This window comes from Cupriavidus basilensis (genome assembly GCF_000832305.1).
GTDB lineage: Bacteria > Pseudomonadota > Gammaproteobacteria > Burkholderiales > Burkholderiaceae > Cupriavidus > Cupriavidus basilensis_F.
This window is the reverse complement of sequence record NZ_CP010537.1, coordinates 1,312,158-1,326,570: the sequence shown is the minus strand read 5'-3', so window position 1 is coordinate 1,326,570 and position 14,413 is coordinate 1,312,158. Positions and strand designations below refer to the sequence as shown.

Annotated in this window: 13 protein-coding genes, 1 tRNA gene and 1 other RNA gene; 11 read left to right on the top strand and 4 right to left on the bottom strand. The window is 63.3% G+C overall.

From position 1 onward, the window contains the following. The first annotated feature begins 4 nt into the window (after window positions 1-4). The 8 genes from RR42_RS26620 to RR42_RS26585 all read left to right on the top strand — a co-directional run bounded on the left by RR42_RS26620 (window position 5) and on the right by RR42_RS26585 (window position 8,613). Complete coding sequence (locus tag RR42_RS26620; RefSeq protein WP_144409962.1) at window positions 5-643, top strand: DUF1697 domain-containing protein; 639 nt, start codon at window positions 5-7, stop codon at window positions 641-643. Window positions 644-688: 45 nt separating this feature from the next. Beyond that, window positions 689-1,282 carry a hypothetical protein gene (locus RR42_RS26615; RefSeq protein WP_052494987.1) on the top strand — a complete coding sequence of 198 codons (594 nt, stop codon included), beginning with the start codon at window positions 689-691 and terminating at the stop codon, window positions 1,280-1,282. Between the two features lie 69 nt (window positions 1,283-1,351). Further along, the gene (locus tag RR42_RS26610; RefSeq protein WP_043354406.1) at window positions 1,352-2,161 is read left to right on the top strand and encodes a YbaY family lipoprotein; all 810 of its coding nucleotides are present in this window, start codon (window positions 1,352-1,354) and stop codon (window positions 2,159-2,161) included. A 116-nt stretch (window positions 2,162-2,277) separates the two neighbouring features. Then, window positions 2,278-2,589, top strand: a complete 312-nt coding sequence (locus RR42_RS26605) for a hypothetical protein (protein WP_043354404.1) — start codon at window positions 2,278-2,280, stop codon at window positions 2,587-2,589. Between the two features lie 601 nt (window positions 2,590-3,190). Continuing rightward, complete coding sequence (locus RR42_RS26600) at window positions 3,191-3,643, top strand: hypothetical protein (protein ID WP_043354402.1); 453 nt, start codon at window positions 3,191-3,193, stop codon at window positions 3,641-3,643. Window positions 3,644-3,782: 139 nt separating this feature from the next. Beyond that, window positions 3,783-5,696, top strand: a complete 1,914-nt coding sequence (locus RR42_RS26595; RefSeq protein ID WP_236702201.1) for a Fic family protein — start codon at window positions 3,783-3,785, stop codon at window positions 5,694-5,696. A 142-nt stretch (window positions 5,697-5,838) separates the two neighbouring features. Further along, the gene (locus tag RR42_RS26590) at window positions 5,839-6,213 is read left to right on the top strand and encodes a DUF2946 domain-containing protein (protein ID WP_043354398.1); all 375 of its coding nucleotides are present in this window, start codon (window positions 5,839-5,841) and stop codon (window positions 6,211-6,213) included. Between the two features lie 84 nt (window positions 6,214-6,297). Beyond that, on the top strand, window positions 6,298-8,613 hold the full coding sequence (locus RR42_RS26585) for a TonB-dependent receptor (protein ID WP_052494986.1): 2,316 nt from the start codon (window positions 6,298-6,300) through the stop codon (window positions 8,611-8,613). Between the two features lie 151 nt (window positions 8,614-8,764). Here RR42_RS26585 and ssrA read toward each other — a convergent pair. Then, window positions 8,765-9,123: a transfer-messenger RNA gene (ssrA, locus tag RR42_RS38145) on the bottom strand. A gap of 175 nt (window positions 9,124-9,298) precedes the next feature. Continuing rightward, on the bottom strand, window positions 9,299-10,201 hold the full coding sequence (locus RR42_RS26575) for a LysR family transcriptional regulator (protein WP_043354392.1): 903 nt from the start codon (window positions 10,199-10,201) through the stop codon (window positions 9,299-9,301). A 149-nt stretch (window positions 10,202-10,350) separates the two neighbouring features. Between RR42_RS26575 and RR42_RS26570 the strand changes: the two genes are divergently transcribed. Further along, complete coding sequence (locus RR42_RS26570) at window positions 10,351-11,526, top strand: serine hydrolase domain-containing protein (RefSeq protein WP_043354391.1); 1,176 nt, start codon at window positions 10,351-10,353, stop codon at window positions 11,524-11,526. A gap of 148 nt (window positions 11,527-11,674) precedes the next feature. On the opposite strand, the gene RR42_RS26565 is transcribed toward RR42_RS26570, so the two are convergent. Beyond that, window positions 11,675-12,481 (bottom strand): 5'-3' exonuclease, encoded by an 807-nt coding sequence (locus RR42_RS26565; protein WP_043354389.1) that lies wholly within the window; start codon window positions 12,479-12,481, stop codon window positions 11,675-11,677. Between the two features lie 166 nt (window positions 12,482-12,647). Between RR42_RS26565 and RR42_RS26560 the strand changes: the two genes are divergently transcribed. Both RR42_RS26560 and RR42_RS26555 read left to right on the top strand, forming a co-directional pair. Further along, window positions 12,648-12,887, top strand: a complete 240-nt coding sequence (locus RR42_RS26560) for a hypothetical protein (protein ID WP_043354387.1) — start codon at window positions 12,648-12,650, stop codon at window positions 12,885-12,887. A 269-nt stretch (window positions 12,888-13,156) separates the two neighbouring features. Further along, a tRNA-Met gene (locus RR42_RS26555) sits at window positions 13,157-13,232 on the top strand. A gap of 235 nt (window positions 13,233-13,467) precedes the next feature. Here the strand turns inward: RR42_RS26555 and RR42_RS26550 are convergent. Next, window positions 13,468-14,412 carry an SMP-30/gluconolactonase/LRE family protein gene (locus tag RR42_RS26550; RefSeq protein WP_043354386.1) on the bottom strand — a complete coding sequence of 315 codons (945 nt, stop codon included), beginning with the start codon at window positions 14,410-14,412 and terminating at the stop codon, window positions 13,468-13,470. Window position 14,413: the final 1 nt, after the last annotated feature.

Here is a 14,413-nt window from a genome sequence, read left to right as displayed (position 1 = left end):
CGATGTGATAGCGCTCGGTCAGCCGGTCCATTATGGTTGGCTCCTACATGGAAGCGACGCAGTCTATACTTGGCGTTTAGCAGCCGAGACATTCACGATGGCGTCGAACCATGAAGACAAGATCATTCTGTTGCGCGGTGTGATGCCGACGGGAAAGAACAAGGTGCTCATGGCACCGCTGCGCGCGGCCCTGGAAGAAGCGGGGCTGCGCAACGTGAGAACCTACATCCAGAGCGGCAACGTCATGGCTTCCACGAACCTGAACCAGTCCGCCATCGAGGATCTGGTTCACGATGTCATCAAGGAACGGTTTGGCGGCGATATCAAGGTCCTGGCAAGGTCGGCGCCGTACTTCAACGAAGCGATGGAGAACAACCCGTTCAAGGGCGCCGATCCCGCCAAGCTCTATTTCACGCTGCTTGCGTCCGAGCCTGAAGATGCGTGGCTCGAAGCGTTCCATGCGCTTGGACATGCGCCAGACCAGGTGCAGGTGGTCGGCGACATGGCGTATGTGTTGTGCGCCACGAAATACAGCGAACTGAAGGCCAACAACAATTTCATCGAGAGAAAGCTCAAGGTGGCCGCGACGACTCGCAATTTCAATACGATCTCGAAGCTCATTGCGCTTGGTGCCATCGGCTGAAGGCTGACGGCTTTCTTGCTGAATCCTACTTGAAACGATATCCATATGAAAAGAACATTACTGCTGCCGATCTGCGCAGCGCTCATCGTCCAGATTTACGGTTGCGGAGAGAAAGCCAAAGTCGATGCGAATCCCGCGCCGTCTGGCGTCGCCCAGCAGCCGGCTGTCACGCTGTCGATCGAGTCCGTGGCAAGCAACACGCACGGGTTCAATGCCGGCAATGTGCTCAGCGCCAGGAAGATCTATATCTTCTTTGATCCGCAGTGCCCCCATTGCGGTGAGCTCTGGAAGGCAGCGAAGCCACTGCTGTCGTCCGCGCATTTCATCTGGATCCCAATCGGACTGCTGACCCCGGAAAAATCCGCGCAGCAGGGCGCCTACCTGCTCGGTAGCCAGAACGCCGTCAGGGAAATGGACAATCATGAAGCCTTGCTCGATGCTCGCAAAGGCGGGCTTGAGGTCTCCGCCGCGCAGACCCCGGAAAATGCCGTGAGCCAGGTCAAGGCCAACACCGAGTACTTTCTACGCTTGAAGCTGGACAGCGTGCCATTTGCCGTATATCAGGGCCCTGGGGGCGAGATGTTGACGTTTTCGGGGGCGCTGACTACCGATGCACTCAAAGAGCGGCTTGGCATATAGTCAGCCGTTGTTTCCCAGCCTGGCAAACTACCTGATCGCGATGGCGCGAACGCTTCACGATTGCACCCAATGAACCTGAGAACGGACAAGACCATGTGGAAGAACCCCGCACGCCAAACCCTTGCCGCATTCGCTGCCACCCTGGCGTTACCTGCGCTGGCCGGTATCGTGACGGGCACGGCGACCTATCGCGAGCGTATCGCGCTGCCTCCCGATGCCGTGTTCGAAGTCACGCTGCAAGATGTGTCGCGCGCTGGCGCGCCAGCCCTGGTTATCGGCCGGTCCACGCTGGATCCGGCGGGCCAGCCGCCCTTCCATTTCGGGGTTGCCTACCAGGACCAGGCGATCGAGCCTGGCCATCGATACGCCGTGCGGGCGGTGATCCGGCAGCATGGCCGGTTGCTGTTTACCACCGACACGCATGTCCCGGCGCTGGACGGCAACAAGGCGCCGCTCCAGTTGCGGCTGGTATCGGCTTCCAGGGGCGAGGGGAAGGCATCGGAGAAGCCAACGGCACAGGTGCCTGACAGCCCGTTGCGCGGGACCTACTGGAAGCTCACGCGGCTGGGCGATGCGCCGGTCAGCGTGGCGGAGCGCCAGCGCGAACCGCACCTGATCCTCGCCACGAACGAAGCGCGGCTGTCAGGCAATGGCGGCTGTAACAGCCTGATGGGCGGCTATGAAGCCGATGGCGACCAGCTTCGCTTCAAAGGCCTGGCGGGCACCATGATGGCCTGCGCGCAGGGCATGGCCCAGGAAACGCAGTTCCTGCACGCTCTGGAAACGGTACGGCGCTACCGCATTGCGGGCCGCCAGCTCGACCTGCTCGGCGCCGGCAATGCCGTGGTGGCAAGCTTCGAGGCGGTAGCGCTGCGGTAGAAGAGCGCTGTCCATCGAAAAGTTCGGATTCGTTAAATATTGCTGAATTTGCAATTTTTGACGATTTACCGACAGAAAATTAGGTAGATTGCTGAATTCCGGCCGATGCGCAAGTCATGGGCGGTACGCTCAATGCCCACATACGCATGGATCCCACTCTTTACTTCGTTCTCGTTGTTCCTATTTTTGCAGGTATCCTCGCCGGCTTTCTGATCAAAGGGGCGGCCCATCCAATCATCGAATCCATTGGTCTGTCTGCAGTGTGTGCGAGCCTCCCTGTACTTTGGTGCGTGACACCGAACTGGGCACACTCCGGCGGCTGGGATCTCGGCGACTTGTGGCCCGTGATTTTTCTGGGCATCTTCGTGCCGATGAGCGTGACGTCTGTCCTGACCGGCTGGTTTATCCGGCGTGCGTCCCGGGGGTAACTTCCGTGCTCCCGGCAATTTCCGGGAGTTGCACACCCTGACGCAGCGCGATCCATTGCTCGCCCGAGTGTTGCCATGCAGGACTCACGCTGAAGTCCAGGCCTGGCTTGCGCGCAGGTGACTGCGGCCGCCTCGCAGCGGATACGGGCCTGACCGGTGCTGGGCGCGCTGCGCGACCTGCCGCGCGCCGTGGTGGCGACGGACGATGAGGTCGACCGGATGATTGGCGGCCAGCGCACTAGCCACTGATCGGCGCCCCCCCCGCCGAGAACCATCAAGAAAACGCCCCATTTTGCAGACAAGCCACACAGCCCAGGGGTAAAGTGCATCTTTCGTCGCGTGTTATCACGCCACGTGCCGATCGCATCACCCATCACCTCGTCAACCGGATCGGCGGATTGCCGTCGTGGGCGGTAGCGCTCAGCCCTCACTCAAACAAGCTTTCCGACCTGCTTTCCGACCTGTTACCTGTTACCTGTTACCTGTTACCTGTTACCTGTTACCTGTTACCTGTTACCTGTTACCTGTTACCTGTTACCTGTTACCTGTTACCTGTTACCTGTTACCTGTTACCTGTTACCTGTTACTCCGGAGCGTGACAATGAATCCAGATTCCGATTCAATTTTTTCCAACCTCGACAAGGCGGCCGCGGAGGCTCGAGCACAGGGTGACAAATGGATTGTGATCGATCGCATCTACGAACACCTGGATGCGCTCGAAAGCCAAGACTATCAAGATGTCCTGGCGCGCATATTGGCCCTGATCGAAACGTATCCCGAGCTGGATTATGGTGGCCCTGGCCCCTTCGGGTCGCTGATTGAGCGCCAGCCCGTGGGCGCCTATGCAGCGCAGTTGCTGGCGTCGCTAAAGCGGCAGCCGAGCACGCAAGTGGTAGCGTTCCTGGACCGCATGATGCGCATGGACGAAGCCGAGCGCGAGGCGCAAGGCGGCCCAACCGTTGCGGCCTTCGTGGATGCGCTTGACGCGGTGCTGCGACATCCCGCCGCGAACGACGATTGCAGAGAGTTTGCACGGATGTGCCTGACGCCGTGAGGGGAAAGAACAGGATTTGATTGCGAGAAATGTGCGCCGGATTGATCGAAACCGGGGCGGCCGCTGAGACTGCGTCTGCCGACACCCTCCAGCAATAGCTGAGGAAAAAGCATAATTCCTCGAACTGCAACCCGGGGCATTGGCCGCTTTCGAGCCAGGTTTCGTGGCGCACGTAGCTCCGGCCGTGCACTCTTGCCTCGTCTTACCGGGCGGCCCGCGCAAGGAATGTGGGATCGGCACCGCCGAACATGGAAATTCCCCGCGCTTCGAGTCGCCGCCCCGACTCGCCCCGACGGATCACAAAGTCGGCCGCGCCCTGCTCTGCTCGATTCGTCACGAACCCTTGTTTCGCTGCCCACAGGCTCACGTCCTGCTTCTGGATCGCTTCAGCCCAGCAATTGCCATGCTGGCGGCACCGCTGTCTGGCGCGAGCGCCAGGACCTGCTGTTCGGAAAGCTGCATATCTGCTACGCGGGCTCATTGCGAAAAATGCCTTATAGATCATATTAATACAGCTTTTTTGCCGTTGGACGCCAGAATGACCCATATCCGTGCGGTGGCGCGGTTTCGGTCATCGCGCCACAATCGCGCCACAATCGCGCCATCGAAGTGGCGCGATTGGACAAATCGCGCCACAATCGCGCCACCGACTGAACCGAACGCCCAACCTCCCATGTCCGCAGACCACGAAATACTGAAGAGCATTCAAGCCTCCCCGGCCGGACTGACTCTGGCGGAATTACTGGCGGCTCACCCCTTGGTGGCGCGCCGGACAGCGCAACGCTGGCTAAGCCAATGGGTCGATGCGGGCATCATCTGTCCGGCAGGCAAAGGCCGCGCCCGCCGTTACCTTGTGGTGGGATCCGCAGCGCCAGCCGCCCTGGCCATCGAGCAAGACCGCTTCCCCGGGTTCATCCCACTGTCAGCCGACAGCCGGGATATCCTGGCATACATCGATCAACCGCCGCAGGCACGCAAGCCAGTCGGTTACCAGCACGATTTTCTTGACGCCTATCAGCCCAACGTCACCTGGTACCTGTCGGAATCGCTGCGCCGCCAGTTGCACAAGATGGGCAAGACCGCACAGGCTGACGCGCCCGCGGGCACATACAGCCGGGCCATCCTGAGCCGGCTGCTGATCGATCTGTCTTGGGCGTCGAGCCATCTGGAAGGGAATACCTATTCCCGGCTCGATACCCTCGAGTTGATCGAGCATGGCAAGGCTGCGCAAGGCAAGGCGGCCATCGAAACCCAGATGATCCTCAACCACAAGACCGCCATCGAGTTGTTGGTGGAGAACATCGGGACAGCCAGGTTCGATCGCTACATGCTGATGAACCTGCATAGCGCCTTGTCGGAGAACCTGTTACCCAACCCGACCGATGAAGGCCGGATCCGGCAACATGCCGTGGACATCGGCAAAAGCGTGTATCGGCCGCTATCGGCGCCTCAACAGCTCGACGAGGCACTGGATAACCTGCTGGACAAAGCGAATCGCATTACCGACCCTTTCGAGCAATCCTTCTTCGTGATGGTGCACCTGCCTTACCTGCAACCGTTCGCGGACATCAACAAGCGGACCTCGCGGCTGGCCGCCAATTTGCCGCTCTTCCGCGCAAACCTATGTCCGCTTACCTTTCTTGATGTACCCGATCACGCTTACAGCCGGGCCATCCTCGGCTTGTATGAAATGACACGCGTGGAATTGCTGCGCGATCTTTACGTCTGGTCCTACGAGCGATCGACGCAAGAGTACCTGGCCATCAAGCAAGCCCTGGCGGAACCGGACCCGGCACGCCTGGCCTGGCGTGAACTGATCAAGCAGACCATCCGCGAAGTGGTAACCCATCCCGGCCAGGATGCGCTCTCGCTGATTCACCTGGCCGTCATGGCCAATGTGCCGCAAGCCGAGCGCAGCAATGTACAGGCGCTGATCGTGGAGGAGCTGCGGCGGCTGCACGAGGGTGTGCTGGCCAGGTACGGTCTGCGGCCGTCCGAGTTCGCCGCCTGGCAAACGGCGCATTCGGCGCAACCGGCGAGGCCAGCTCAATGAGCGGAACCCTACGATTTCGCTGCTTGACGGCCATACCCCGCCCATCCCCAGGTCCTTGCCTGTGTCAAAATGACGCGCAGCCTGCCTGATCACACCTCGGCTTGGCTGGGGTAGACTGCGCCGCGCCCGCTCGCCTATAACAATGACGCTTACCCGCCGCATCCGCTTGACCGCATGGCTTGGCCTGATCGCCATGTGGCTCATCGTGCTTGCGCCGGCAGTCAGCCAGTTCGTGGCCGCGGCCCAGGCCAGCGATCCCGAAGCCGTCATCTGCTCGGCCGCCCACCCGGGCAATGCGCCGCATGACATGCCGGGCAGCTCGCTGAACGCCTGCGGCTATTGCGATCTGCTGGCGGACCATGTGCCGCTGCCTACCCTTGCGCCCGCGGCGCTGTCGGCAATCCCGCTGCTGGTGGTCGCCACGCCGCACGTGCTGGTCACCCGCTTCACGCCACTCGGGGCCTTTCCTTCAGGACGCCCCAGGGACCCTCCGGCCCTACCTCGATCCAGTCTGTAAGCAACGCACGCCCTTTGGCGTGATCGTGGCGTCCGCACGCACCTGCGCGCGGGCGCCGGACAACGATTTGAGGTAGACCCAATCATGCGCACGCTGCTGCCCCTAGTCATCCTTGGCACCATCGGCACGCTGGCCGAGGCCGCCGACGAACAGAGCCTGCCTGCGGTCCAGGTGACCGAGACCCGCTCGTTTGCCGAGAAGAACCAGTTGCCGCAGACCACCGCGAGCATCACCGGCGAACAAGCCGCGCAGGCCATCAACGTGATGGGCGCGGAAGATGCCCTGAAATACCTGCCCGACGTGCTGGTGCGCAAGCGTTTTATCGGCGACACCCAGTCTCCGATGGCGACCCGCACCACCGGCATCAACGCCAGCGCGCGCAGCCTGATCTATGCCGACGGGGTCTTGCTGTCGACCCTGATCAACAACAACAACGGCAACGGCTCCCCGCAGTGGTTCATGGTGACGCCGCAATCGATCGACCGGGTCGACGTCATGTATGGCCCGTTCGCCGCAGCGTATCCGGGCAACTCCTATGGTGCCGTGACCGAGATCACCACGCGCATGCCGAAGACGTTCGAGGGCAACCTGGAAGTCACGGGCGCCATCCAGCAGTTCAGCAAATACGGCACCGACCAGAACGAGCCGGCGCAGCAGGTCGGCGCCACACTGGGGGACCGCACCGGAAAGTTCTCGTGGTGGTTCAGCGCGAACCACCTCAACAGCTTCAGCCAGCCGCTCAGCTTCGCCACCGTCGGCCAGTCGACGGCCGCCGCCGGCGCCGGCCTGCCGGTCATCACGGGCGCATACGCCGACCGCAACCGGACCGGTGGCGCCATCCAGGTAATCGGCGCGGGCAATTTCATCCATACGCTGCAGGACAACGCCACCGTCAAGCTGGGCTACGATTTCACGCCGACGTTGAGCGCGGTCTACACGCTGGGCTATTGGCAGAACAGTTCGAAGGCGAGCGCGCAAACCTACCTGAGCACGACATCCGGCTCGCCCTTCTACGGCGCGTCGGGCGGCAACGTCAATATCGGCGGATTCGCGTACAGCGCCAGCACCATCGCGGGCCAGTTTTCCAGCAACAACGTTGATCAGGAGCACCTGATGCAGAGCCTGAAGGTCGGGACCCGCACGCAGGGGCTGTTCGACTGGGAGGCCATTGTCAGCAATTTCTACTATCTGCAGGATTCGAGCCGCTTGTCCACCGGGCTCTATCCGGCGGCGCTGACGGGTGGGCCGGGCCGGACCACCGACATGAGCGGCTCCGGCTGGTCCACCCTCGACGTCAAGGGCATCTGGCGGCCGCAGGGCATCGCCGGCGCGAACATCGTCAGCTTTGGCGCCCACTACGACCAGTTCAAGCTGAGCAGCCCGACCTACAGCACCACCAACTGGGTCTCCGGTGGCAATGGCGCGCTGTTCAGCACCTCGCAGGGCAAGACGCAGACCGGCGCGCTCTGGCTGCAGGACGTCTGGCGCATGACACCGAGCCTGCAGGCTACGCTGGGCGGCCGCTATGAGATGTGGCGCGCCCATGACGGGTTCAACTACGCCATTGGCAGCAACGGCGTGGGGGTGCCGATCCAGCAGCCCAGCGTGGACAAATCCGGCTTCTCCCCCAAGACGTCGCTGACTTGGGAGGCCAGCCAGCTGTGGTCGGTGACCGGCTCGTTCGGCAAGGCGCTTCGCTTCCCGACGGTCGGCGAGCTCTACCAGAGCGTGCAGACCGGGACGACGTTCACCCAGGCCAATCCGTTCCTGCAACCGGAGCGCGTCCTGTCGGGCGAACTTGCCATTGAGCGCCACACCAGCGAGGGCAAGCTGCGCGTTTCCGCCTTCAGCGAGTACGTCAGGAACGCGCTGATCTCCCAGACCTCGACCATTGCCGGATTCGCCACGCCTGTCTCCTTTACGCAGAACGTGGGCAAGACACGGCAACTGGGGCTCGAGCTGGCCGGCCAGCAAGACCATGTGCTGATCAACGGCCTGACGCTCTCGGGCAACGTCACCTATGTCAACTCCCGGATTCTCTCGGACGACAGCTATGTGCCTACCACGCCCGGCGCGACGGCGGTCGGCAAGCGCGTGCCCTACGTGCCCACGTGGCGCGGCACGGTGGCGGCAACCTATCGGCCTGACAACAAATGGGCTTACACGCTGGCAGCGCGCTATAGCAGCCGCGTGTACGCGACGGTCGACAACACCGATATCAACCCCGCGACCTACCAGGGCTTCGAGAGCTTCTTCGTGATGGATGCGCGCATGCACTACCAGCTAGACAAGCATTGGAGCGGTGCGCTGGGCGTGGACAACCTGAACAATCACAAGTACTTCCTGTTCCACCCCTTCCCGCAGCGCACGTTCTACCTGAGCCTGAAGTACACCCTTTGACATCGGTGGGAGGAAAAGATACCTGGAGGCAATCTAAAAGTGTAGCAAGCGGTACTTTTTGGAGTGACTCGAATCGCTACGCAAGCGCTCCATCGAACTGGACGAGTCACGCGATGAGCGCTCAACCACCCGCAAGGTGCCGACGCCAAAATGAACAAGGGCCCCCGAAGGAGCCCCTGTCAGTAACTTTTCTGTTTCGAGGTCAGTTACAACCCAAGGCGGCAATTAAGCGGCCAATGCGAACTTTTCGTCGTTAGCATTTACTTCGATTTAGTTTTAGCGTCTTCTCTGACGAGTTGCCTCACGACCCTATCTCCCCCTGTCGAAACCAGGTCAGGCCCATCAGAAGCGCACTACCCGTGCAATGTGCTTCTGGTGGACCTGGGCGGAATCGAACCGCCGTCCAGAAGGCCTTCAAGAAGAAGGTTTACAACCATTATTGGGAACCTTGCGGCCCCAACCTTCAAGATTTTACGCCTCTTGCCGGCGGCGTCAAGATGGGATTTGGCAACATCGCGCGCGGCTTGGTGCCGAATGCCGCGGGTGAACTGTTCGCCGCATTTTCCAAGCACTCGCTACAGGACATCGAACGCGTGGCAGGCGCTATCCAGGCCTTGCGTGGCCTGCGCTACGCCAAGAGCAGAACGGCTACACGCGCTGGGGCGCGACGACGTTGATTCAACCCTCAGCGCGCAATGCCGCCGCCCGGAAACACCCGTTCGCCCAGGAAATCGATGAACACGCGCAACTTGGGCGACAGGTACCGGCTGGCCGGCCACAGCACGCGGAAGGTGCCGCTACGGTCCACGTAGTCATCCAGCACGTTGCGCAGCCGGCCGTCGGCCAGCGCCTCGCGGATGGCAAAGTCCGGCAAGCAGGCGATGCCGAGACCCTGCAGCGCAAAGCTCACACGGGTCTCGATGTTGTTGCAGATCATCGAGGTGGGCAGGTTCAACTCCGGATCAACGGCTGCGCGGCGCAGCGGCCACGCTTCCAGCTTGCCGCTGTTCGGGAAGCGGTATTGCAAGCAGGCGTGCACGGCCAGGTCCGCGGGCTGCATGGGCTCCCCGCGCTGCGCGAGATACGCCGGCGACGCCACCAGCAGGACCCGGAACGCGCCGAGGCACCGCGCCGATAGCCGGGAGTCGCCTGGCTCGCCGGTGCGCACCACGGCATCGAAACCCTCCTCGATCACGTCCACCATGCGGTCGGTGAAATCCAGGTCCAGCTCGATCTCCGGATACTGCCGCATGAAGTCGCCCAGCACCGGCAGCACCAGCGAACTCACCAGCGGCAGGCTGACGCGCAAGCGCCCGCGCGGCGCTTGCGCGGCGCGCGACAACTCCTGCTCCGCCGCCTCGATCTCGGCCAGGATGCGGCGGCTGCGCTCCAGGAACAGCGCGCCTTCCGCGGTCAGCGTGATACTGCGCGTGCTGCGGTGAAACAGCCGCGTGCCGAGCTTTTCTTCCAGCCTTGCCACGCTCTTGCCCACGGCCGACGCCGACACGCCCATCTGGCGGCCGGCCACCACGAAGCTGCGGGTCTCGGCAACCTGCACAAACACCGTAAAGCCACTCAGGCTGTCCATTGGCTTTCCCGCCATTCCAGGCGCCTTGATCTTCGATTACGGACAAAGCTGTCCGGATAACCAGGAACTCTAGCCTACTTTTTCCCGAGTCCAGTGTTTCTTATCGTTTGCTTGATCCCATTCCTGTCTTGCGACGAAGGAAAACACGCATGTCGTCCCCCTTGTCCGCCCTGCCCACCCTGTCCGCCCGCGTCGACGCGGTGATTGAACAAGCCCTTGCCGACCACCGCCTGGTCGGCGCCGTCGTGCTGGTTGCCCGCCACAGCGAAGTCATCTACCGCCGCGCCGCGGGCCTGGCCGACCGTGAGGCCGGCCGGCCCATGCGCACCGATACGCTGTTCCGCCTGGCGTCGGTATCCAAGCCCATCGTGTCGAGCGCAGCGATGGTGCTGGTGGCGCGGGGCCGCCTGGGGCTCGACGAGGCCGCGGCGCGCTGGCTGCCGGATTTCACGCCCCGCCTGGCCGACGGCAGCCCCGCCATCCTCACCGTGCGGCAACTGATGACCCATACCGCCGGACTGGGCTACCGCTTCTTCGAAGCCGACGAGCACGGGCCCTATGCCCGCGCCGGCGTCTCGGACGGCATGGACCAGCCGGGCATCACCCTTGCGGAGAACCTGCGCCGCATCGCCAGCGCTCCCTTGCTCTACAAGCCAGGCAGCGCCTGGGGCTATTCGCTGGCCACGGACGTGCTTGGCGCCGTGATCGAACGCGTTTGCGACGCGCCGCTGGCCGAAGCGGTGCACGCGCTGGTCACGGGTCCGCTGGGCATGAGCGACACAGGCTTTGCCGCGGCCGACGCCGGGCGGCTGGCCACCGCCTACGTCAACGACACGCCGGTGCCGCGCCGCATGCGCGCGCACGATGTGGTCCCCGTCGTCGACGGCACGGCCGGCATCCACTACGCGCCGGCGCGCGCATTGGACACCAGTGCCTTCCCCTCCGGCGGCGCCGGCATGATTGGCAGCGCCGGCGATTTCCTTCGCTTGCTGGAAGCCCTGCGCCAGGGCGGCGAGCCATTGATGCCCGCGGCCTGGGTGGATGAAATGGGCCGCAACCAGACCGGCGCATGGGGCCCGCCGGATGCGCCAGGCACCGGCTTCGGCCTGGGCTTCTCGGTGTTGCAAGATCCGGCCGCGGCCGGCTCGCCGGAGTCGGCCGGCACCTGGCGCTGGGGCGGCGCCTACGGGCACTCGTGGTTCGTCGACCGCGCCCGGGGCCTGAGCGTGGCCGCGTTCACCAACACCCTGTATGAAGGCATGTCCGGCCGCTTCGTGACGGAATTGCGTGATGCCGTCTATGGGCACGAGCCGGCGATGCGATGAGCGATATGGCTACCCAACTCCCCGCCGACCACCGGCTCGGGAATGCCGCAGGTTTTCAGGAACGGCGTGACGGCGATCAGCGTGCGGCCGGGGCCGCCATTCCGCACCCCTATTCGGCGTCCCTATTCCGCGCCCCTATTCGGCGCCCCTACTCAGCCGTGTCCCCCACCCGCAGCATGTTCCACGTCAGGCCAAGCTGGGCATCGGTCTTCAGCGAGAGCAACTGGCGGGAGAGCCGGGCCAGGTGCGCCTGTTCCGCCAGGTTCTTGCCGACCACGCCTTTTTCCTCGGCGGCGTTGGCAAGCACGCCCTCCAGGTCCCCGTAGCGCTGCAAGAGCTTGGCCGCGGTCTTCGCCCCGACCTTCTCGACGCCGGGGATATCGTCCGTGCTATCCCCCAGCAGGGCGAGATAGTCGGCAAGCTGGTGGCTGCCCACGCCGAACTTGTCCATGACGTAGCGTTCATCGAACCAGGATGGCTCCCCGTTCTTCGCGGTGGCAAAGTGGTTGCGCACGATAGCGCCGTCCGCGATGAGCTGCAGCACGTCCTTGTCCGTGCTCACCGGTATCACTTGCCCCTCCTTGCTCGCGGTCCAGCGATAGAAGGCCGTGGCGATGATGTCGTCGGCCTCGTAGCCTTCGATCATGGCGGTCTGCAGCCCGAGCACTTCCGTCAGCGTCAGGCGGAAGTCAGGCAGAACCTCCGCCAGCTCCGGATCCATGGGCTTGCGGTGCTGGCGGTACTGGGGATACAGCGCGTGGCGCCAGGTCTTGCCGCCGGTATCGAACGCCGCCAGCGCGTGCGTCGGCTTGCATTCGGTCAGGGCACGGCGGAACGAGGCCAGCGCCGAGAGTACGGCGCCTTCGACCTTGGCCGGAATGTCCTCGGCCGGGTTGGCTTCGTAGACCCGGCGCAGGATGTTCAGGCCGTCGATCAGCAGTAAAGTGTGCTTCATTGTTCTTGCGATTCTTGCAATTCTTGCGATGCGTGCGATCAGACCCTCTATTTTGACGTGCGAAGCCCGTCGCGCAACCTTTTCGGTCGGGAGGATCAGCAAGAATGCGGGGTTGCGCCGGCGGTCCGCCTCGTCTAGTCTGAGCAGACTCAACCTACGCCCGGAAATGAACAACAATCACGACACTCGCCAGGCAGTAATCGACGCCCTGCAAAAGACGGGCACCCCAATGGATGCATATCAGGTCGCGAAGGCCACGGGCGTCAGCCCGATCCAAGCGGCGCGGACACTCACGAAGCTCGCCGCGAAAGGCGTCGTGCAGACCGACGCCCAGCTTGGCGCCGAGGCCGACTTGTCCGCGCAGTTCCGCCTGGCTCCGGTGCCGAAGGATGCCGCCGGAGGGTAAGCGCGAAGGTGGTTGCTGCCAGGCCGGCGCCAGGATCCGGAACATGTGCGCCGCCGAGCCCACGGGCGATCGTGTCCGTGGATGCTGCGCGCATGGCGAATACGTTACCCGGCGACGTGGCCGGCCAGCGGCCGGGTACCCGGCAAAGCGCGGATGCCATGCTCATTTTTGCGGCAACAGCATTGATTCTGGCAATGCGCCGAGACCATTTCTGGAAATAATCCCAATCAGGACTATCCATGGCGCACCAACCCGCGTATATTTCGGCCCGCGGGGTGGAGCAGTTGGCAGCTCGTCGGGCTCATAACCCGAAGGTCGCAGGTTCAAGTCCTGCCCCCGCAACCAGATCCTGAAAAGCCCGTACGGTTCACGCCGCACGGGCTTTTTGCATTGCCGGGGCCGGGCCCTCAAGCCAAGCCGAAGGGCCCGACCAGGTTGATGGCTGCCGTTCTTGAACACGCAATGCGCGTGCAGTGACAGGCGCGGGCCGCGGATCGGCGACGGCGTCAGCGGCTTCGGCACCGCCAGTTCCACCGCCGGGTTGTCCGCCTGCAAGCAAGCCTGGTGTCGACAATCCAGTTCAGCCGCTTGCTTTGTCCCCCGTCGCATTCCTGCTTGGGCCGATCGGCAGCCCCGCCACATCCATCTCGATGCGCAGGATGTCACCCGCCGTGGAGTCCGTCACGAACAGCGTCTTGCCAGCCGCGCCGCCAAAGGCGAGATTGGTCAGGGAATGCCCGGCGGGGCCACGCAGCACCTGCAGCGGCTCGGCGCGGTGGTTCAGCACCCAGACATAGCCCAGCCCCGGGTTCGCCACCAGCAGCCGGCCGCAGGCATCCATGGCCAGCCCGTCCGGGCCGCTCGGGCCGTATGACGTAAAGAACTGGCCCGCCTTGGAGACGCCGCCATCGGCAAGGATCGGCATGCGCCAGACGCAGTTGCCGCGGGTCACCGCCACGAACAGGAACTTCTCGTCGGGGGACAGCACGATGCCGTTGGGGCTGGGCACATTGGACAGCAGCAGCTCCAGCCGGCCAGCGGCACTCAGCCGATAGACCCGGCCGGTAGGATCGTGCAGCCCGGTCTGCCCCTGGTCCGTGAAGTAGATGTTCCCTTGCGTATCGATGGTGAGGTCGTTGACGCCCTTGAAGCTCTCGGTATTGCGGCGGGCCAGATACGGCCTGGCGCTGCCGCTGCGCACGTCGACGAGCATCAGCCCGTTGCGGTAGTCCGTAACCAGCAGTTCGTGCGCGTTGAGAAACTTCATGCCGTTGGGCTCGCCGTCCCATTGCGCCACCATTTCCCAGTCGCCCTTCGGGTCAATACGAAAGATGCGGCCATAAGGGATGTCGGTGACGTAGAGATTGCCGGCGCCGTCAAACACGGGCCCCTCCAGGAAGGCATCGATCTCGCGCCCGCCCTGGTTGGCATCGGCCCAGACCGTGCGCCTGGGCTGGCGATAGCGTGCGGGCATGCGGGTGAACGGATCCAGTTCGCGGACTTCTGGGGCGTTCAGCAGGAACATG